Source organism: Bacteroides sp. 11BF, assembly GCF_019633765.1.
Classification (GTDB): Bacteria; Bacteroidota; Bacteroidia; order Bacteroidales; family Bacteroidaceae; genus Bacteroides; species Bacteroides hominis.
Window position 1 is genome coordinate 181801 of record NZ_JAFKPJ010000008.1, and the last position, 20947, is coordinate 202747.

Annotated in this window: 15 protein-coding genes and 1 riboswitch; of the genes, 5 read left to right on the plus strand and 10 right to left on the minus strand. The window is 47.9% G+C overall.

Features of this window, described 5'->3' with window-relative positions; genetic code table 11:
• Position 1: 1 nt before the first annotated feature.
• The 4 genes from JZY04_RS10640 to JZY04_RS10655 all read right to left on the minus strand — a co-directional run bounded on the left by JZY04_RS10640 (position 2) and on the right by JZY04_RS10655 (position 5384).
• Positions 2 to 1111 (minus strand): cytochrome-c peroxidase, encoded by a 1110-nt coding sequence (locus JZY04_RS10640; protein WP_122143187.1) that lies wholly within the window; start codon positions 1109 to 1111, stop codon positions 2 to 4.
• Between the two features lie 159 nt (positions 1112 to 1270).
• Positions 1271 to 2248: a methionine synthase gene (locus tag JZY04_RS10645; protein WP_122143188.1), complete on the minus strand. Its 978-nt coding sequence runs from the start codon at positions 2246 to 2248 to the stop codon at positions 1271 to 1273.
• 63 nt (positions 2249 to 2311) lie between these two features.
• Positions 2312 to 2520: riboswitch (cobalamin riboswitch) on the minus strand.
• Between the two features lie 169 nt (positions 2521 to 2689).
• Positions 2690 to 4993, minus strand: coding sequence for a TonB-dependent receptor (locus JZY04_RS10650; protein WP_005806669.1), 2304 nt, complete (start codon positions 4991 to 4993; stop codon positions 2690 to 2692).
• A 70-nt stretch (positions 4994 to 5063) separates the two neighbouring features.
• Positions 5064 to 5384, minus strand: coding sequence for a hypothetical protein (locus JZY04_RS10655; RefSeq protein ID WP_005820610.1), 321 nt, complete (start codon positions 5382 to 5384; stop codon positions 5064 to 5066).
• A gap of 221 nt (positions 5385 to 5605) precedes the next feature.
• Between JZY04_RS10655 and JZY04_RS10660 the strand changes: the two genes are divergently transcribed.
• The gene (locus tag JZY04_RS10660) at positions 5606 to 7408 is read left to right on the plus strand and encodes an ABC transporter ATP-binding protein (RefSeq protein ID WP_122143482.1); all 1803 of its coding nucleotides are present in this window, start codon (positions 5606 to 5608) and stop codon (positions 7406 to 7408) included.
• Positions 7409 to 7439: 31 nt separating this feature from the next.
• The gene (locus JZY04_RS10665) at positions 7440 to 9170 is read left to right on the plus strand and encodes an ABC transporter ATP-binding protein (RefSeq protein ID WP_122143483.1); all 1731 of its coding nucleotides are present in this window, start codon (positions 7440 to 7442) and stop codon (positions 9168 to 9170) included.
• 187 nt (positions 9171 to 9357) lie between these two features.
• Here JZY04_RS10665 and JZY04_RS10670 read toward each other — a convergent pair whose 3' ends face one another.
• From JZY04_RS10670 to JZY04_RS10695, 6 genes are all read right to left on the minus strand, one after another.
• Positions 9358 to 10545: a DUF418 domain-containing protein gene (locus JZY04_RS10670; RefSeq protein WP_005820617.1), complete on the minus strand. Its 1188-nt coding sequence runs from the start codon at positions 10543 to 10545 to the stop codon at positions 9358 to 9360.
• A 108-nt stretch (positions 10546 to 10653) separates the two neighbouring features.
• Entirely contained in the window at positions 10654 to 12183 is a 1530-nt protein-coding gene (locus JZY04_RS10675; protein ID WP_005778382.1) for a DHA2 family efflux MFS transporter permease subunit, read from the minus strand.
• The gene (locus JZY04_RS10680) at positions 12180 to 12860 is read right to left on the minus strand and encodes an HlyD family secretion protein (RefSeq protein ID WP_005820619.1); all 681 of its coding nucleotides are present in this window, start codon (positions 12858 to 12860) and stop codon (positions 12180 to 12182) included. Before JZY04_RS10680 ends, JZY04_RS10675 begins: the two co-directional genes overlap by 4 nt.
• A gap of 280 nt (positions 12861 to 13140) precedes the next feature.
• Positions 13141 to 14739, minus strand: a complete 1599-nt coding sequence (locus tag JZY04_RS10685; RefSeq protein ID WP_005778385.1) for an aspartate:alanine exchanger family transporter — start codon at positions 14737 to 14739, stop codon at positions 13141 to 13143.
• A gap of 678 nt (positions 14740 to 15417) precedes the next feature.
• Complete coding sequence (locus tag JZY04_RS10690; RefSeq protein WP_005778390.1) at positions 15418 to 16326, minus strand: cation diffusion facilitator family transporter; 909 nt, start codon at positions 16324 to 16326, stop codon at positions 15418 to 15420.
• 46 nt (positions 16327 to 16372) lie between these two features.
• Positions 16373 to 16717, minus strand: coding sequence for a DUF6686 family protein (locus JZY04_RS10695; protein ID WP_005806689.1), 345 nt, complete (start codon positions 16715 to 16717; stop codon positions 16373 to 16375).
• 408 nt (positions 16718 to 17125) lie between these two features.
• Between JZY04_RS10695 and JZY04_RS10700 the strand changes: the two genes are divergently transcribed.
• Genes JZY04_RS10700 through JZY04_RS10710 form a run of 3 tightly spaced genes read left to right on the plus strand, consistent with a single transcriptional unit; the run spans position 17126 to position 20865 of the window.
• Positions 17126 to 17971: a calycin-like domain-containing protein gene (locus tag JZY04_RS10700; RefSeq protein ID WP_032541472.1), complete on the plus strand. Its 846-nt coding sequence runs from the start codon at positions 17126 to 17128 to the stop codon at positions 17969 to 17971.
• Between the two features lie 43 nt (positions 17972 to 18014).
• Positions 18015 to 18683 (plus strand): HmuY family protein, encoded by a 669-nt coding sequence (locus JZY04_RS10705; protein ID WP_122143485.1) that lies wholly within the window; start codon positions 18015 to 18017, stop codon positions 18681 to 18683.
• 37 nt (positions 18684 to 18720) lie between these two features.
• On the plus strand, positions 18721 to 20865 hold the full coding sequence (locus JZY04_RS10710; RefSeq protein ID WP_122143486.1) for a TonB-dependent receptor: 2145 nt from the start codon (positions 18721 to 18723) through the stop codon (positions 20863 to 20865).
• Positions 20866 to 20947: the final 82 nt, after the last annotated feature.

Below are 20947 nucleotides of genomic sequence, written 5' to 3' on the forward strand. Positions count from 1 at the left end.
TTTATCGTTTTTCTGATCTATGAACTTTCATGTAGCCATCGGTCAGCGTTTTCATAAAGGCCACGATGTCAGCTTCTTCTTCCTGTGTCAGTCCGAGATTTCCCAATTCATCCTTGTTCACGGTAGCAGGATACTCGGCAGGTGGAAATTCATCACTCACGTCCCGCACATTATAGAAATGCACAATCTCCTCAAGTGTCTTAAAATAACCGTTATGTCCATATGGAGCCGTGAGTTCCACATTGCGCAACGTAGGCACACGATACTTGCCATTCTCACTTTCAGCATTGACAATAGCCCCCAACCCCAAATCCACCGAATCGGCAGTTAGCAGGAAATATTCTGCCGGCACCTTATAATGCGGATGATCCGGCAACTTCGGTATACCCAGATTATCATAAGTATGATCGGTAAACAACGTGCGGTGTGCCCGCTTGTCACGATCCAGGACATGGCATTCGGCACATTGCCCTTTCTCCTTGAAAAGCTCCTTTCCACGCGCTTCCTGTGCGGTCAGCTGATAATTTCCTTTTTTATAGGCATCGTATTTGGATGTAAAAGGATTGATTTCTTTGGATGACTGATAAGCCGCCAATGCGTCCGTAACGTAAGCAAACAGCGAATCGGCATTACCCGTTTCGCCATATATCCGTATCAAACGGTCATAATACGGAGTACGTCTCACCTTTTCGGCCACCATTTGTTTGTCCTTATTCCCCATTTCCACCGGATTCAGCAAAGGAACACCCGCCTGATCCCGCAAAGAAGGAGAACGGCCGTCCCAAAACAGACCTCCCACATAGCTTTCATCTTCATCATCATAATGTAACTCAGGCACAAAAGCGGCATAACATACCGACATGGAATTGCGCTGAGAAAAGAGTCCCTGCACTGCGCCTTCGGATATGGCACGCGACTGTTCATCGGCAAATCCCCGAGAGACGGCATGGCAAGTGGCACACGACTGTCCAGATGGTTCAGAGAGCGAAGTATCATGGAAGAGGAGTTTACCCAACGCTTCTTTTTCGCTTCCGCCTTTGTGAGGCGGATGTCCGCACGAGATGCAGACAGAACCCATCAGTGCGGCTAATAGTAGTTTATGTGTCATCATAGTTGTAAAAACAGGGATATAGTTGTTTCAGGGTTCAAAGATACATCATTTTCTGAAAAAGGTATAAAAAAGCCCGGTCGAAATCACATCGCCCGGGCCCCTCTAAACAGGCTCTTACGAATCTGTTCCACGAAAATATACTATAGTTATAAAGAAGTTCTATTCCTCTTCGGGCCAAAGTTCTCCCGCAACCATTTCAGCCATTTTCAGCGTATGCCATTGCTTCTCCTCAGCCTCTTCATAAGATTCCGAAGGTAGTACCTCAGCATTGGGAATGCAGAGTGAGAAGCGGTGCGAGGGAATATAACGTACAATCTGGTCGATCTTAGCCCTTAGTTCTTCCAACTCTTCCTCTACGGGATAATGGGAAAGGACGAAACCAAAAACCGATTGCCTTTCCCGTATGAACCACAGCAAACGGTTTTTGCCACAACATTCCGAATCATAGTCGAGGAAAAAAGCATTGATGCCCTGTAGTGAGAAAAGCATTTCGGTAGGCGAGTGAAAAGCGATGTAAAGGTCGGCAGGCAGATTTTCCAAAGCCATGTTGTTGACACGAATAGCATTATCTGTCACCGTGCGCGTTGCGTCATCGAGTTGCAGATAACGGCAACCCGATTTATACAATTCCATAATCAGCTTCTGATACACCTGTGCAATATCCACCAGCAATGTCTCGAGTTCGGGATAAATCAGATCCAGCTGCGTCCGGTTTGCATCCTTCATCAATTCGGCCAGCAGGCGCGAAGGCGCCGGAAGCACCTGCTTAGCTATTACATCTCCGCCGGTTACCCCGGTAAGAAAAACAAAATCATCGAGCACCGGATGACGATGCACATCGATCCTGCCGGTCAGTTCGACAGAAGTCTTTCTGTCATCCCGGAATCGGATGCCATCCAATCCGCACATAAAGTCGAGCGGCCACGCATCACTGCGGAAACGGCCGTCGGTGACCACCTTCAGCCCTTCTGCCTTCAGTCTGTCTACCAGATTCCGTATTTCGGCATCTTCGACAGCACGCAAAGTAAGCAGGCTGATTTGTTCGTTTCGATATTGCTCACGAGCTTCTCTCAATGCAGGAGGCAGAAGAAAAGTACCGGCAACGTCTACTTTGAACGGAGGAACTACTTTTTCCATACGCTCTACGTTTTTAATATTGATTGTTACTATTGTGCTTTGCTCCTAACCCACGAGGAACCAAGACTTATCAGCGAGAGTGGCAGGTCTTCTGACTTAGCTTCCATTCCGAACGCCTTCCCGGCTTACACGAGCCAGTGGCAAAAGAGTATCCGATCGGAATGTTTGTATTAAAGCCTCACAGCAGCGGGACTGTCCGGGAGTCACACCCGGTTCCCTTTTAATCGCCAGAAGCAGGAAAGCTTTGGCGAACCAATCTGCCGACAAATATAAAAACAATAAATCAGATATTTGTGTTCAGAGAGATACTTTTTTCAATCGGAGCCTCTGCCGAAGTAAAACAGAGGCTCTGTCCGGACAGAACAAAGGCTCCGTCCGACCGGGACAGAGCCTTCGTTTCAACCAAGCAGAGGCTCGGTTTCCAGACTAATTGCAACGGGCTTAATAGCTGATCTTTACTCCGGCAAAATAGCTTCGCGGAGCAGCCGGCCCATAGATATATCCGGAGTCACGTTCCACTCCCTGATCAAAGTCATTCTGATAAGCGTTGAACACATTTTGTACACCGGCGCTCAACTGGAGGTCTATCGTCTTATAAAGTTTGAAATCATAGGCCAACTTAACTCCCATATCGAAGAAATCGCGCGTATTGACCGCTATGTCATTCTTAATATAACCTGCCATATGCTGCACCAGCATCGAACCGGTATAGGTTCCCGACAAGGAAACGGAGAGCGGTTTGACAGGGGTATAGGTTGCCGTGAAATATCCATAGGTATTCGGAGTACGGAAAATCTTCTTCTGAGCCGGTGCCGTTTCACTCCATTTTTCGGGTTCGTCATAACGGCTTTGCTGCAAGGTGACTCCCGCCTGCAACTGGAACAAAGAGAGGTAAGCCATTTTTCCTTCCATCGACAGTCCCAGCACTTTCGCTCCCGAACCATTGCGACGTTCTTTAATCAGAATCCCGTCCCGCTCTCCGATGTTCTCGAGAACAAACACATCCGACAACTTAGTATAGAAACCTTCTACCAGGAAGTTCACCTGAAAAGCACCGAAGCGGTGATACATATCCGCCGAAGCACTGAAACTCTGCGACTTCTCTTCTTTGAGATTCTTGGCGCGCTCAATCATAGACACCGTTCCGCCCACATTCTCAATATGCAGGTCTTCATCAAAAGCCTGGGGGGCACGGAATCCGGAAGAATAGCTCAGACGGAGGTTGACGTCTTGTGTAGGATTGAAACGCAAATTGGCACGGGGACTGAAGATGACATGGTTGATCAGATTATGCTTGTCCAGACGTCCGCCCAGCAAGATACTCCACTTTTCATTTTTCCATTCGTTCTGGAAGAAAGCGCTACCAATATTCACCGTCTGCCTGGTATAGCGATTGTATCCCCACATATCATCCTTCAGATTGTCCCGGTTATATTCCAGCCCGGCAGTCAGATCGGCAGGCATAAAGAGGCATTTATCGAAACTGTACACATACTGGGAACCGCCGATAAAGGTCAGGTCCGTCGTCTTTCCATAGGCATTCAGGTCCTTTTTACTACCGTAATAGCTGTCGCGGTCCGTATGCTGTGCCGATGTATACAGTGTCAGGCGGTGCTTTTCGTTCGGAGCAAAATAGTCGAACTTCAATCCCCCACCATTGATGGAATGCTGAATCTGCTCGGCAATATCGGCTTCGTGAGGCGGACGGTTCAGCATGTTGCCGCCACGGCGGAACTCCTGCAAGTGATGATACTCAAACGTTAGTTTGGAGTATGTACTTGTTTTCAGGAACGAACGGAAACCTACTGTCTGGTTTTTGAGTTTAGGCATTTCGGAATAACCGTCCCCGTCGTGATCATACGCATCGCGATGCCGGTTCTGACCGAACACATAGAGTCCTGCCCGGTGATCGTCGGTCACCAGCGAAGCATTCAGCGAGGTATTATTGTCGAAAGACGAGCTGCCGCCAATAGAAGTAATGGTGTGTGCCAACTGCCCCGAATTGCGTAACGGCTCTTTAGTGATGATATTGATGGTTCCGGCAATGGCAGACGAACCAAACAGCGCAGAACCTCCACCACGCATCACCTCTACCCGCTCAATCATGTTGGCAGGAATCTGCTCCAAACCATAAACACCGGAAAGGGCACTGAAGATGGGACGCGAATCGATAAGAATCTGCGTATAGGGGCCGTCCAGACCATTGATGCGCACCTGCTGGAACCCGCAGTTCTGGCAATTCGTCTCCACACGCACACCGGGCTGAAAGTTCAGTCCTTGCGAGAGTGTAGGCGAGTTCGTATTCTCGAACATCTTCATATCCACCACATTGACCAGCGTAGGTGCCAGCCTCCGTTTGGTCACACTTCGATTGGCAGACACCACCACTCCGTCGAGGGCTACGGCATCCTCTTCCAGCTCGAAGTTTTCTTCAAGCGTCTTCCCCTTTTTAAGCGTGACGTTGCGGCTGATGGTTTTATAACCAACCGAACTGGCTTCGAGGACGAAATCCCCTTCGGGAAGGTTTTTAAGGAAATAGTGTCCGGTAGCATCCGTCACGGTGCCAATCGTGGTTCCTTTCAGAGCAATCGTTATATAAGAGAGGTGTTCACCCGTTTTTTTATCGAGTACATGTCCGATGATATTCGCATCGGAAGCTTTCAGTTCCGGGTGTTCCGGTTGGTCGGCCATAGCCGGCAACAAGGCACAGCACAGGCTAACGAGGAAAAATATATATTTCTTCATTTTCGTTTCTGGATAGTAAAATTACTAAATAAGTTTCTCTAAATAAAGCAGTAAGAGTGAGAGAGATGCTTTATACGGCTGAAGGCGGCGCTCTCAACGATACCACGCCTGTAACAGACGAATGGTATCCTGCCCTCTCCGGACGCCACGAAAGCGTATAGAGCAGACAAGCAATAAACTGAAGGGATAGAAAGAAGAGACCGGCTCCGGTAGTCACCACATGGTTCAGCAAATGAATCAATTGAAATTCGACTGTGGTGTGACTATGGGGAGAATCTTTCTTAAACGGGTGCGAATGGACAATGGTCACCCCGTTCACTACATGTGAGTGGGTGAAGAGCGTGATACCTGCCATGTACGATATAAAGAGTACAGGCAAAAACCATCGCATTATGTTCTGACAGCATTGTTTCATCCGTTTAGTTTTGTGGCAAAGATAAGAAGTATTCCCTTACGGAACAATCCCTATTTATGGGGATAATAAGTGTAACACCGCTTCAAGGTAGATTGTTCACACATTTTCATCATTATTAGGTATTTCAGATTCAGAAAATGGTCACCACCTTTGTGAAACACATTTAACGTCATCTCTAAATTTAATTGATATAGGACATGAAAAAGAAAAAAGGACTGCCCCGCCTGTTTGAGATAGCGGGTGAGAAGAAAGGCCTGCTGATACTGGCAGGTGTATTATCGGCACTCAGTGCCTGTTGCATGCTGATTCCTTACCTGGCAGTCTACCAGGTACTGAATAATTTACTGGAAAATGCGGGCGAGATAAACAACGTCAACAAAGAGTATCTGACCGATTGGGGCTGGATAGCTTTTGCCGGACTCATCGGCGGATTGCTGCTTCTGTACGGCGCACTGATGTCCTCACACATGGCCGCTTTCCGTATCCTCTATGGACTGCGGGTCAGGCTGTCCGAACATATCGGAAGACTGCCTCTCGGCTATCTGAACAACAGTTCTACCGGAGCGATCAAAAAAGCGCTTGAACAGAATGTAGAGAAGATCGAATTGTTTATTGCGCACACCATCCCCGACCTGGTGAATGCGGCCGCCACGGTAGCAGTGATGTTCGTCCTCTTTTTCAGCCTCAACGGATGGATGGCAGCAGCCTGCCTGCTGGCCATTGTCATCAGCATACTCGTTCAATTCTCACTGATGTTCGGCCGGAAGTCAAAAGATTTTTTCCGCCAATACTTTGACACATCGGAACAGATGAGTGCCTCTGCCGTGCAATACGTACGATGCATGCCGGTCGTAAAGATATTCGGGCAAACAGTCGCGTCTTTCCGTCAGTTCAGCCAATCTATTTATGCATTCAAAAAATACGCACTGCACGTATGCGACACCTACCAACCGGGTATGGTGTGGTTCACCGTACTGCTCAACTCCATCGTGACGTTCATCCTCCCGGTGGGCTTACTGCTGCTGAGCCGCGAACCGGGCAATGTGGTACTGGCCGGAGTATATCTGTTCTTCATTATATTAGGGCCGGGTGTAGCCGCCCCGTTTCACAAGCTCACTTTTCTCGCATCGAACACTCGGGAGATTGATGAAGGAGTCAGCCGCCTGGATGCCATCTTTGAAGAAAAACCAGTGCCGGAACCCGTCATACCGCAATCACCCCATAAGCACAATATCCGCTTTGAGCATGTCAGTTTCTCGTACGAAAACACCAAGGAAACCACACGTACAGAAGCATTGAAAGACATCAGTTTCACCGCACATGCCGGCGAAATAACCGCACTTGTAGGTCCTTCCGGTTCCGGTAAATCGACCATCGCCAACCTGATCCCCCGCTTCTGGGATGTCACACAAGGAGCCATTAAAATAGGCGGAATCAATATCCGGGAGATTGCGACCGAGCAACTGATGGACCGGGTCTCGTTCGTATTCCAGGATTCATTTCTCTTCTTCGACACTCTCTACGAAAACATACGCGTGGGCAAGCCCGACGCTACGGAAGAGGAAGTGCATGCGGCAGCTCGTGCGGCACAATGTGACGAATTTATCGGACGGCTGCCCCAAGGTTACCAAACGCTGATAGGAGAAGGCGGTGTATATCTTTCCGGAGGAGAAGAACAGAGAGTGTCTGTCGCCCGTGCCATCCTGAAGAACTCTCCCATCCTGGTACTGGATGAAGCCACCGCCTTTGCCGACCCCGAAAACGAATACAAAATGCAACTGGCTCTGCAGGAACTGATCAAAGATAAAACGGTGATTATCATCGCCCACCGCCTGTCGTCCATCATCTCTGCCAATCAAATCATCGTCCTGAAAGAAGGAGAGATCGTACAGAAAGGCGTACACGCCGAACTGAGCCGGAAGGAAGGAGTATATAAAAAGATGTGGGATGCCTACACCGACGCCTTCCAATGGACTCTGAAAACCGAATGCCCATCCTGACTGATGTATCTTCCAAAATATAAATAAATCAATGAATGCAATTAAAAATATCACCATCGGCCACACGGAACGCCTGCGTAAACCTGTCGGCTACACTGTACTCGCTAATTTAGTGAACATTATTCCGTTTATGCTGTCTATCGAAGTGGTCAATATTCTTTTTCGCACTTTTGACGGCAGCGGGCAGGGACCGGACATGCAACGGTTGTGGATCATCTTCGGTATCCTTGTCGCCTATATGTTCGTCATGGCTATGGCCGAAAGACAGGCATACAGATATAACTTCCGCGGAGCCTACGAAATGAGTGCCCAAGGAAGGATCGAACTCGCAGAGCATTTGCGTAAACTTCCCCTTGGCAGCCTGTTCCGTCATGATCCGGGCGACCTGGCAAGCATGATGATCAGCGACTTTACCCTTGCCGAGACAGGCATATCCCACCATCTGCCTCAATTGATGGGGGCTCTTGTGATGCCTCTCCTCGCCTTCTTCTCTCTACTATGGATTGACTGGCGCATGTCTGTAGCCATGTTCATTGCCCTCCCTCTGGCCGTACTGGTTTTGCTGGGCAGCAACCGGTTGCAGATGCGTCTCGGTAAAAAGCATATCCGGGCAAAAATCAATGCCGGCAGCCGCCTTGAAGAATACTTGCAGGGAATACGCATCATCAAAGCCTACAACCTGTTAGGAGGAAAATTCGAACGTCTGCGCCATGCCTTCGCAGAATTACGTCGTGCCAGCATGCGTCAGGAAGCGTTAATGGGTCCCTTTGTGCTATTGTCCATCACGCTTATCCGGGCAGGACTGACACTGATGATCCTCTGCGGTGCCTATCTGCTGATAGGCGGCGAACTTTCCCTGCTGACTTTCGTCATGTTTCTGATCGTCGGTTCGCGTGTGTTCGATCCATTGACTTCGGCACTGACCAACTTTGCGGAGTTCCGCTACTTCTCTATCGCAGGCGGACGTATCCTGAGCCTGATGCGCGAACCAGAAATGCAAGGGAACAAACAGAGTCCCCAAAGCGGTGACATCCGTTTTGAGCACGTCACCTTCGGCTACGGAGAAACGGAAGTGCTGCATGACATTTCCGTCACTTTGAAACAAGGATGTCTTACTGCGCTGGTCGGCCCTTCCGGCAGCGGAAAGAGCACGCTGCTCAAACTATGCGCCCGCTTCTACGACCCGCAACAGGGAAAAGTTACCTTCAACAACACCGACATGTCGGAGATAGAACCGGAAGCCCTCATGAAGCAGATCTCCATGGTTTTCCAGAATGTTTATCTGTTTCAGGATACCATAAAGAACAACATCCGCTTCGGAAAAGCAGACGCTACGGATGAAGAGATCGAAGATGCCGCCCGGAAAGCCTGCTGCCACGAATTCATCATGAAACTCCCCAATGGGTACGACACGATGGTGGGCGAAGGAGGTTGTACGCTTTCGGGAGGAGAAAAACAACGCGTCTCCATCGCACGTGCCATCTTGAAAGAAGCTCCCGTTGTATTGCTGGATGAAGCAACGGCCTCCCTCGATCCGGAGAATGAAGTAGATGTACAGAAAGCAATCAATACGCTGATTGCCGGACGGACGGTGATTGTCATCGCACACCGCCTGAAGACCATCAAGAACGCGGATAAGATTATCGTGCTTGAAAACGGATGCGTCACGGAACAAGGTACACACCGAGAACTGATCGGACGGGAAGGACTCTATTACAAGCTATGGTCCATACAAGAGAAAACAATGGGCTGGCAAGTATAACGGTGTCATATACAGAAGCGGGGCTGTGTCGAAACTCTTTTCACCACAGAGTAACACAGAGTAGCACAGAGTCTTTTTATTAATAATCAACAACTTAAAATCTCCTCTGTGTTACTCTGTGTCCTCTGTGGTGAGTTTTGACACAGCCGCTTTGTGTACGAACAGCCGATGGATTCACTCCACCCGTTTATTCCGAACGAAGCCAGGTCAGTTTGTGCCAAAGGCTTTCCAACGGTCCCTGCTTATGTCCTTTCAACCACCATTTGCAGAAGCGAACCTGCAAGAGGAAGAACAGAAAACCGATCAGCAAACTGACGGCATACCCGCAATAAGGCGCCAGATAGAGCGCAAACGGGAAATAGATAATAGCTCCGGCAATGGACTGGGAGATGTAGTTCGTCAGACTCATCTTACCGTAAAAGCGCAAGTCGGCAGTCAGCTTCCTGAACTTTTCCGTTTGGTATAACAATACGAACGAAGCAACCAGCACTACTGTGAAAGCAAACTTTTGCCACATATCCATCACCACACCCACCGTCTGGCGTATCATGTCCGGCTGGCCGGCATCCGTCAATTGTACTTTCAACTGATAGAGAGGACCGAATAACACAGCACACCAGATCAGTGCTTTTACCCAGAAACGGGTCGTGCTCTCCGAGGTGACAAATAATTGTTTCCGTCCGATCAGCATTCCCAGCAAAAACAGTCCGGCCGTTTGCAGGAAACGCCCTGCACCTATCGCCCAAAACAGGCTCGCCTTCTGCCCCAAGGTCACATTCCCCCAAATGAACTTCCAGAAATCTCCCTCTTTGGTATAGTCCGCCACTTCAGCATACATCTGCCCTACTCCCAGATCGGGTAAGGAATGGGACGGATTAACAAGGTTCATCACGTAGTGGTACCACTCCACGGGCTGCAACAGCAGGAAGACAGCCAGGATAAATACTGCCCGGTCACTCCATTTGCGGACAATAAACAGAAAGATACCGACCACACAAAACAACAGCAGGACATCTCCCGCCGGAAAGAACGCTGCATTCAAGGTGGCAAAACCACCCAGCAGGAGCAGACGCCAGAGAAAACGGTAACCGAAATCTTTCCCTTTCTTCTGTTGATTGGCATATTGTATGTAGAACGTTAATCCGAAGAGCAGAGCGAAGATGGCATAGGCTTTTCCTGCGAACAGGGAAAACGTGACACTGAACACTCCTTCGTTGAGAATATTGAGCCACTCCGGCTGGGAAGCAGCATCGGGATACACAGGAAAAATAAAATGTTCAAGGTTGTGAACCAGCAGGATCGCCATTACGGCAAAGCCGCGCAATGCATCTACAACCTCGATACGGGGAGTTTTTGAAGCAATTGTTTGTCGCATGTTTTTTGTTGTTTTTAAGATACGGTTATTGAATAAGTGGCAAAAGTAATAAAATGAAGTGATAAATCATTCACTTCATACCTATATGTAAGTACGAAACTACATACATTATCTTTTTTTCGTCCTGAGAAACAGTACCGGAACAACGCACAGCAACGTGACAATAAAGGCAATGAAGAAATCGTCGTTGATGGCACTGATATATCCCTCCAGATCGATACGCTTCAGTACCAGCATTTCTGCCACTTCCTTGGCGGTATCGGGTGTGTTGCCTCCCGTATGTTCTATGAAGCGGCTTAAAGAGTGAATAGTCTGGCGGTATACGTCTCCCGTATAGTTCAGGGCTTCGCTGTATCGCTGTGTATGAAAAGCCGTACGCTGCGTCAGCAGATGGCTGAAGATGGCCACCCCAAAACTTCCTCCCATCTGCCGGACAATATTGGTGATACTGGAGGCTTGTGCCATATCGCTGTTACGGATATTCACCAACGACAGAGTCAGCAACGGAGTGAAAAGCAAGCCCATACCCAACCCGCGCAAATAGAGACTCAGCATAATATACCACTTTTCGGTCAGGAAAGAGAGGTAATAGTTCATATAGAAACTGACGGCCATCAACAGAATGCCCGACACAATAAAGACTTTGGGATTGATGCGCTGCATCAGTTTACCCGATAAAGGGGAAGCGACTCCCTGGATAATGCCCACAGGCATAAAAAACATACCGGCCTGCAAAGCAGAGTACCCCAGATTGTCCTGCAAATAAAGAGGAATGAGGAACGTACTGCCGAACATACCGATACCAAAGACAAACAGGATCAGGTTGGATAACGCAAAGTCCTTGTCAACAAACAGGCGCAGATTGATAAGCGGTGTCCTGACAGTGAACTCAAAGTAGAGAAACAAAATAAAGGTGACCACCGCAATCCACATAGCTCCGAGCACTACGGGGCTGTTCCATCCCATGGAGTTGGTGGACGAATTGACTTCGGAAAGCCCATACATAAAGACAGGCAGGAAAATGGCAGAAGTGATGAAACCGGGAATATCGAAGGGAACTTTGGTTCCTTTCACATGTTCCTTCTGTACAATGGCAGTTACGATCAAAGCGAGAATCCCTATCGGGATATTGACGTAAAAGATATAGTTCCAGTCCATGTAATCAACCAGGTATCCACCAATGGTAGGACCAAAAGAGACCGAAGCGGCGGAAGCGATAGACCAGAATCCCAATGCCGTCCCCCGTTGTTCGGGCGGAAATACATCGCTCACAATAGCCATACCGACGGGAAGGAGCATGCCACATCCAAAGCCTTCGATCACCCGCCAGAAAATAAGTTCTTCGATAGTGGACGAACTTCCACACATGAATGAGCCGGCTGTAAAGACAAGCAAGGATAAGAAATAGATCTTTTTATAACCGAAGCGTTCGGACAGCCATCCGGCGGCAGGCAGAATACTTGCCATCGAAAGCATGTATCCCGTCAGTACCCATTCGGCCACATTGATGTCCGCACCGAGCGTACCCATTATCACAGGCAGTCCGGTGTTGACAACAGTAGAGTCGAGCACCGCCATAAAGGTGCCTATCATAATGTTGCCCAGTACGATCCACTTATAAGAAGAACCTTCTTTCATTCTTTGATAATCTTCACGTTAGCAGACATCCCCGAAAGCAGGCGGAGATTTGCTTTCAATTTCTCTTTCCCTTCCACCCGGTCGATCGAGATTCTCAATGGAATCCTTTGGGCTACCTTCGTATAATTGCCGGAAGCATTATCGGGAGGAATCAGGGAAAACTCGGATGCAGCGTTGGCACCGATGTAGAAAATCTTTCCATAAAACGTCAGTCCGGGATAGGCGTCGAGGGTGAAAAGGGCCGATTGTCCCATACGGATCTCGTTAAATTTAGTCTCCTGCAAATAGACAGCCACCCAGAGTTCTTTACCTTCGTTCAGAGTGAAGATGTTTTCGCCCGGCTGCAACAAATCGCCGGGAACCACCCACTGTTTGGCTATCAGGCCATCTACCGGCGAAACGATCCGGTAATTCTCAGTCGCCGTACTGTCCAGCATGGCCAGTAACTCACCTCTCTTCACGCTGTCTCCTTCGTGTTTGAAGACCGCAGACAGCGGAGCCATCACACGGGCGGAAACGTTGACACGGCCGCCATCGAGATTTGCGTCTATCGTAGAGACGTATTTCCGATAGTTCCACCACCATACAATGGCAACAACAAAAGCGATGATAAGCAATATCACCAGCCAGATAAACTTTTTCTTATCAGAAGTATTCGATGTATTTGCAGCGTCCATAATTCTTGGGATTAGAGTTACAAGGATGGAAACAAAATCCGCAAGAAAAGGTTTGGAAAGGGAAGAAAAAGGAATCGGATTCCACTGAAAAACTCACCACAGAAGGCGCAGAGTAACACAGAGTGATTTTTAAGTCATGGAGGTGCGTCGAAAGTCTTTTCACCACGGAGTAGCACAGAGTATTTACTATAGTAATCAACAACTTAGAATTATCTCTGTGTCACTCTGTGTCCTCTGTGGTAAAATTTGACATGCCCCCGGAACTCTCCGGTGGAATAACTTAGTATACTACCGTTGCTATCACCTGTATAAACAGGATCAGGAATACCATTGCAATCGGGTATACCGTTGCATAAGCTACACTCGGGATATTGCTGTCTACCATGGAATCGGCAGCGGCAAGCCCCGGTGTACTGGTCATGCCACCGGTTATGGTACCCAGCAAATCGAGCAGACTGATTTTAAACACCAGACGCCCAACGAACGCAGCGATCAACATCGGTACGAGGGTGATGGCTGCACCTACTCCGAACAGCAACAAACCGCTCTCCTGGAAAGTAGCAACCAGATTCTTACCGGCCGATGTGCCTACTTCGGCCAGGAAAAGCAACAATCCCAACTGACGGAGCAACTGGTTGGCAGGGCCTGACATAGACCAGAGGATAGGACCTGTTTTACCTACCGCGCTCAGCAGCAAAGCCACCATCAGCACACCACCAGTCAATCCCGGTGAGAAAGATAATCCTCCCGGGAACGAGATATTAAGCTTACCGAAAATTACTCCCAGCACAATACCCATGGCAATAGGGAAGAAATCGGTGTCGGACAGCTTCTTGGCATTGTTTCCCAGTAAACGGGCTACTCCTTTGATACCTTCCTTCTCGCCCACCACCATCAGTTTATCACCAAACTTCAGTGCCAGATCGGGTGACGGTGAAAGGTCGATACCACTTCGGCGAACACGGGTCACGGTACAGCCGAAATTCTTCATCAGGTTCAAGTCGCCCAGCTGTTTATTTATCATGTCCTTTTTGGTCAACAGCAACGATTCGATCTCCTGCGTGTTTTCCAATGGAAGTTCACCTTCTTCACGTTCACCCACCAGTACGGCCAGTTGGGTCAATGCTTCCTCGCTACCCACTGCCTGGATGTAGTCTCCTTCACGAAGCACTGTATGGGCTGTCGGGATGGATATCTGTTCCTGATGTTTCAGACGTGAAATAACGGCTCCTGTCATGGCACGTGCATTGATCTGCATCAGGCTGCGGCCAAATACGCTCGGATTCGTGATGCGGTAGATACAGGTCCCCAACTCCGGGAATTGTCCCCGGCGTTCTATCTCGAGGCGACGGGCCTCCTTGTCAAGATCAATACGCATAATCTTAGGCAACAGCTTCACGAACAGGATGACACCAATCACACCGAACGGATAGGCAATACCATAAGCGATAGACGCCAATGGAGAATTGGTGCTGTCGATGGCAACAGCCAGACCCGGCGTACTGGTCAGCGCTCCGGCAACCAGACCTACCACACTGGGAGTATCTATATCGAAAGCATACTTCAGACCGATAGCCGTAAAGCAGGCCGAAGCAATGATAAGAAGTGTAATGATGATCAGCGTCTTCCCTTTACTACGGAAAGAATCGAAAAATCCCGGACCTGCCTGGATACCGATCGTAAAAATGAAAAGTACCAATCCGAAATTACCCAGTTCCTTTGGGATAATTACACCAAAATGCCCAAAAAGAAGGGCAATGAAGATGACCGCCGACACATCGAGCGATAGCCCCTTGATCTTGATTCTTCCCAACATGAAGCCTAACGCTACGATAAGGAAGAGCGAGAAATAAGAGGAGTGCAATAAGTCAGTAAACATAAATAAAAAGGTTAATTTTAGTTGTTAGTGGTGCAAAGGTACGTAAAAAACTGTTTTCGGTTATAGTAAAAGAAGAAGTAATTTCCAAGGTCTGCAAAGTATTTATAAACATAAAGATAGACATATGGGGTAGATCATTAACAAAAAGATACAAAAGAAAAGAATTCACTAACACGTACAACCGCAATAAGAGAGCAAACAGAAGAAAATTCGGCAGAAGCGAACGGATTCCCCCCTTCCCAGGGCAGTATAAGCAGGGTGAATTTACGGACTTCCGGGAAAAAACGGGTAAGGATAAACACAAAAGGGTTACGCCATCCGGCCGGGATGGCGTAACCCTCCGGCTAATATGCCATAATGATACGGAGTGGAAGGTATTATCCAAGTGAGGAAAAGACATTGGAAAGATCTTTTCCTTCTATTTCACCTACTGTCCAAGTTATAGACAAATGATCAAATAGAAAGTAGAAATATAAAAGAAGACCCTTATTTACCAAAATGGATTCCAATTGCTATCGGATGGCAACCGGACGGATGTAATATCTGCCAATACAAAAAAGAGTGAAGCGATTTCCCTGCGTTTTTTTCCAAGGCCTCCGGACAGGAAGCCAAAGAGGGGATTCTGACACGTTTTAAATATCAGATTGACAAATTGCTTTTCAAGAAGAACTGATTTTCTCAACACATACAATCTTCCCCTTCACAACAAGCCCCTTTATACTCAAACTCTAAAGTGACATGGCTGACACCGGCATGTGCCAGTTCGTTCTTGATCTTGTGCTTCACCTCTTCCATGCGGCGTAAATCGTTTATCACAATATGGGCAGTCAAGGCTGTCTCGGTAGTGCTCAACGCCCAGATGTGTAGATGATGGTATCCCTCTACCCCAGATTGTTCCAATATAACCTGTCCGATCCTCCCACTATCGATGCCTACAGGGACTCCATCAAGTGAGAGGCGAAGGCTGTCATGCAGCAAGCCCCAGGTTGATATAACAATTATAACAGCAATCACCAGACCGATAATCGGATCGACAATCGTCCAGCCGGTGTACATGATGACAATACCCGAAATGACTACTCCCACTGATACCAACGTATCGGCAGCCATGTGCAGATAAGCTCCCTTCACATTAAGATCCTTTTCTTTGTCCTTCATAAAGAGCCAGGCTGTGATGGCGTTGATGACTACCCCTACCCCGGCTGTCCAAGCAATGGCAGCACCTTCAACGGGAACAGGATGAAATAATTTCTCCACACTTTCAGTGACGATAATACCGACAGCAACCAGAAGGATGACAGCATTGAGCAAAGATACCAATACCGTACTTTTTTTATAACCATACGTATAACGGCTGTTAGGGTGCACTTTTGCCAACCGGAAAGCGAGCATAGCCAACACAAGACTTGCCACATCGCCCAAATTGTGTCCGGCATCGGAGAGTAAACCCAAAGAATCATAATAAAAACCGATGCCGAACTCAACGAGGACAAACAAAATGTTCAGCGTAATGCCAATTATAAAAGACTTATTGAGCGACGTCAACTCATGGACGTGCTCATGATGATGTTCGTGAGAATGTACCATTATCGATAAGATATTTATCTACTTTTAAAACAGTCCGGCAGACAAATTAGTTCAATGAAATATCATACATAAAAGAGATCAGGTTGTCTGCCTCTTCACCGGCCGGTGCCTGTAGTAACACCAGAGACTTCAGTTCTTCAAGTTCAGCCTGGCAGACACAGAAATAAACATTCTGTGCCGGCAACTTCAGAAAGATCTTCCGGTTAGCATTCATTTTCCGGTTTGCCTTCTCACAATAAGATCCGTTGATTGATACAATATAATTGCGGAGACATTCAAGACCAGCCTCGGACAGACGAAAGAAGAGGTTGCCAAATTCCAGATGATACACTTTACAGTGGGCACAGTAGGTTATCATTCCATTACGGGTTTTGCTGATTAATTCCATCATAACTTCGAAATTTTAGTAATGGCACAAAAGTACGCAGAGCACTGTGGGAAGACAATACCTATTAATGCCTAATTATCAGGCAACCGGTAATCACATATAGGGAGTCGGACCAATGATATTATCCGACAATACAAAAATGAATGTGCTGTAACGGGGCTGTTTCTCAGCATTTTGCTTCCCATAAGCGCGACAAAAACACTATAAATCCGGCAGGATAAACGGATAATATCCTCAAAAGAGCTTACTTATTTATGGGTATCCGCCAAGTTCTTTTTCACACTATTTAGGTATTGTAAGCCCTTTTTATTGAGCCTACCTTTGCATCCGAATTCAAAAATAATTCAATACTTATATAATAGTAAGACATACACATTTATCAGAATACTAACATTAAAAATAAGAAAACAAATGAGAATTAAGAATTTACTGACTATGATGTTTGTGTTGTGCGCCTGCGCAGCCTGCAATGACGACAAGAATGAAGAAACACCCCTCAACCAAGTGGTAGCCGGAAAATACGACGGATATACCAAAGCTGTAGCGCAATATTTCCCTGCCGGACAATATGCCGACAAGCAAAGCATCACACTGACCGCTAACGAAGACGGGACTGTGAACGTGACATACACTTCCGACTCCTTCGGTGAGTTCACCATCAACAATGCGACCGTAAAATCAGAAAGCAATACATACACCCTTAGCGGAAAAGGAGAGACCGTAATGGCCATGGCAGGAAAAGATCCCAAAACGTATGATTGCACCTTGAAAGGAACCATCGACGCGGCGAAAGCGGCTCCTTCTTTTGAAATATCCGTACCGGCCGTGATGGGCGGGCTGACTATCACTTTCACTCAGGGAGAGGCTCCGGCGGCGGCAATGGTTGCAGGCTCTTACGCGGGTTATACCAAAGCCGTAGCGCAATATTTCCCTAACGGAGAATATGCGGCAGACCAGACGATCAAAGTGACTGCTAATGAAGACGGGACCGTGAACGTGACATACACTTCCGACTCCTTCGGTGAGTTCACCATCAACAATGCGATCGTAAAATCAGAAAGCAATGCGTACACCCTTAGCGGAGAAGGAGAGACCGTAATGGCCATGGCAGGAAAAGATCCCAAAACATATGATTGCACCCTGAAAGGAACCATCGACGCGGCGAAAGCGGCTCCTTCTTTTGAAATATCTGTGCCGGCCGTGATGGGAGGACTGACTATCACTTTCGCCAAAGGTGACGTACCGGCAAATAAATAAGTTAAGAACAGAATAGACCTGATAACAGAACAATCTCACTTACATGAAAATAAATTCTCTGTTAATGAACTTTACTCTGCTGGGAACGATACTCGTATCGTTCTCAGCTTGTAATGGGATATTGAGTAACATCTATGACGAACCGGAAACTGCAAAGGATTTCGGTTTCATTGCAATAGACCGTGCCAATCACAGCGGTACAGTCCGGGTGGACGCAACCCAATATACAAAGTGGAACTACATCAACCTGCACACCCTGCGGATTGACTCGGCCAAGATTACCTCCGAAGGCGCAGAAGATCCGGCTGCATGGGACCTCGCCATTCATCGGTATGATGTAAAGACGAATGGCGGTGAAGTGCTTGAAACCGACTTCCAGAGCCTGAATGCACTGAAGAATGCGGGCAGCATGCCGCAAGGAACATTCGTGGCAGACGAATGGACGACGAACAAAATTGCCATCGATGTCTCACACATGATGGAGGATGACGGATACCTGATCTACGCCCCGTCGGACTACAATCCGGAGCTCTCAAAATGGCTCGATGTAGACACCCGAGAGATGCCTCCCATTTACACTCCGTCCAATAAGGTATATCTGCTCAGGATGGAGGACGGCACCATGGCTGCCATTCGTCTGACGAGTTATATGAACGCCAAAGGAGCCAAAGGGTACATGACTTTTGATTACCTGTATCCATACGAACCGTAATCACCCTCTGATAAAGATAAAAACAAATAAAATAAATATGCAAAGACTACTTAAACAGGCATGTTGCCTCTTCGCAAGCCTCTTGCTGACAAGTGTAACTGCCGCACAACATAAAATATCCGGTAAGGTGATCGATACCGACAAAGAAGCACTGGTCGGCGCTACCATCACTTTGAAAGAAAAGCCATCCGTCGGTACCACCACCGACACGGAAGGGCACTACACCCTGACACTTCCGGACCAGAAGGAGTACACCATTCAGGTCTCATTCGTCGGCTATGTAACGACTTCAAAGAAAACAACGGCTGCTCGGCAAGGCCGTCTCGATTTCGTCCTGAAAGAAGACCTGATGGATCTGGGTACAATAGTCGTCACCGGAACACGTACCCCGAAACTGCTGAAAGATGCTCCCATCATCACCCGGGTAATCACAGCGGGCGATCTGAAAAAGGTGGATGCCACGAATATCGGACAATTGCTTCAGGTAGAACTACCAGGCATCGAATTCTCTTACTCGATGGACCAACAGGTGCAACTCAACATGCAAGGATTCGGCGGTAACGCCGTCCTCTTCCTGGTAGACGGCGAACGCCTGGCGGGAGAGACACTGAACAATGTAGATTATAACCGCCTCAACCTGGACAACGTGGAGCGGGTGGAGATCGTGAAAGGGGCAGCTTCTACGCTGTATGGCTCGAATGCCATCGGCGGCGTAATCAATATTATCACCAAGGCTTCGGATGATCCGTGGAACCTGAACCTCAATACCCGTTTTGGAGTACACAACGACCAGCGACACGGCGGTACGGTGGGGTTCAATGCCGGTAAGTTCTACAGCCAAACCAACGTGCAATATACCAACATAGACTCCTACGACGTGAAACAGGGAGACTATACAACCATCAATGGCAACAAGACCTGGAATGTGAAGGAACGACTGATGTTCACCCCGAACGAACAGCTACGGCTGACGGCACGTGCCGGTTATTATTTCCGTGAACGGGATGCATCACCGGAGACCAAGAACCGCTATCGCGGATTCAGCGGCGGACTGAAAGGGAACTATGACTTAAATACCCAAAGCAACCTGGAAGTTGCCTATACATTCGACCAGTACGACAAGAGTGACTATCTGGTATCGTACAAGAATGACATCCGCGACTACAGCAACGTGCAACACAGCGTACGCGCCCTTTACAACTACACGTTCGACGATAAAAACATGTTGACCGTCGGAGCGGATTACTTGAGAGATTACCTGATGTCGTACCAATTTGAAGATAACGGTGATTACACGATGCACTCTGCCGACGCTTTCGGACAATTCGACTGGAACCCGACGGAACACTTCAACGTGATTGCCGGATTGCGGTTCGATTACTTCTCCGAATCGAACGTGCGCCACTTCTCACCCCATCTGGGATTGATGTACAAGATAGGAAACTGCTCCCTGAGAGGATCATATGCGCAAGGATTCCGTTCGCCCACCCTGAAGGAGATGCACATGGACTTCTACATGGCAAGCACCATGATGATTTATGGTAACCCGGATCTGAACCCGGAAACCAGCCACAACTTCTCACTCTCGGGAGAATACACCAAGAATCGTTACAACTTCACGCTGACGGGTTATTATAACCTGGTACACGACCGCATTGATTATAGCTCTTTCAGAGATACCGACGGAACAATTGCTCAAATATATACCAATACTCCACGGGTGGACATCGCCGGAATCGATGCCAATGTTTCTGCCAAATATCCCTGCGGCATAGGCGCACGCATCTCGTACACGTACATCCATGAGTTCATGCGCGAGGGACAGGCGAAGACCACTTCTACCCGCCCCCACTCGGCTACAGTACGACTGGAATACGGCAAAACGTGGGACCACTATGACTTCAACCTGTCACTCGATGGACGTGCTTTGTCGCAAGTGAAAACAAACCAGTATACCTCCAACGATCCGAATGCCGGAACGGAAAAGGTTACTTATCCGGGTTATACCATGTGGAATCTGACTCTCACGCAACGAGTATGGAGAGGAATCAATGTGAATATGGCCGTCAACAACCTGTTCAACTATCGTCCTGATTATTATTACGCCAATTCGCCCTATACAACGGGAACCAATTTTTCCGTAGGGCTTTCGTTAGACGTTGACCGGATATTCAGAAAATAACAAACAAGATTAGGAGAGTCGTATTCTCTGGGTACATCAGCATACGAATGAGTTCAATTCGTTTTAAAATCGCTGATAATCA

Bases quoted from the DNA above. Each gene is read 5' to 3' on its own strand.
- JZY04_RS10640 (WP_122143187.1), bottom strand. From the start codon at position 1,111: ATGATGACACATAAACTACTATTAGCCGCACTGATGGGTTCTGTCTGC.
- JZY04_RS10645 (WP_122143188.1), bottom strand. From the start codon at position 2,248: ATGGAAAAAGTAGTTCCTCCGTTCAAAGTAGACGTTGCCGGTACTTTT.
- JZY04_RS10650 (WP_005806669.1), bottom strand. From the start codon at position 4,993: ATGAAGAAATATATATTTTTCCTCGTTAGCCTGTGCTGTGCCTTGTTG.
- JZY04_RS10655 (WP_005820610.1), bottom strand. From the start codon at position 5,384: ATGCGATGGTTTTTGCCTGTACTCTTTATATCGTACATGGCAGGTATC.
- JZY04_RS10660 (WP_122143482.1), top strand. From the start codon at position 5,606: ATGAAAAAGAAAAAAGGACTGCCCCGCCTGTTTGAGATAGCGGGTGAG.
- JZY04_RS10665 (WP_122143483.1), top strand. From the start codon at position 7,440: ATGAATGCAATTAAAAATATCACCATCGGCCACACGGAACGCCTGCGT.
- JZY04_RS10670 (WP_005820617.1), bottom strand. From the start codon at position 10,545: ATGCGACAAACAATTGCTTCAAAAACTCCCCGTATCGAGGTTGTAGAT.
- JZY04_RS10675 (WP_005778382.1), bottom strand. From the start codon at position 12,183: ATGAAAGAAGGTTCTTCTTATAAGTGGATCGTACTGGGCAACATTATG.
- JZY04_RS10680 (WP_005820619.1), bottom strand. From the start codon at position 12,860: ATGGACGCTGCAAATACATCGAATACTTCTGATAAGAAAAAGTTTATC.
- JZY04_RS10685 (WP_005778385.1), bottom strand. From the start codon at position 14,739: ATGTTTACTGACTTATTGCACTCCTCTTATTTCTCGCTCTTCCTTATC.
- JZY04_RS10690 (WP_005778390.1), bottom strand. From the start codon at position 16,326: ATGGTACATTCTCACGAACATCATCATGAGCACGTCCATGAGTTGACG.
- JZY04_RS10695 (WP_005806689.1), bottom strand. From the start codon at position 16,717: ATGATGGAATTAATCAGCAAAACCCGTAATGGAATGATAACCTACTGT.
- JZY04_RS10700 (WP_032541472.1), top strand. From the start codon at position 17,126: ATGAGAATTAAGAATTTACTGACTATGATGTTTGTGTTGTGCGCCTGC.
- JZY04_RS10705 (WP_122143485.1), top strand. From the start codon at position 18,015: ATGAAAATAAATTCTCTGTTAATGAACTTTACTCTGCTGGGAACGATA.
- JZY04_RS10710 (WP_122143486.1), top strand. From the start codon at position 18,721: ATGCAAAGACTACTTAAACAGGCATGTTGCCTCTTCGCAAGCCTCTTG.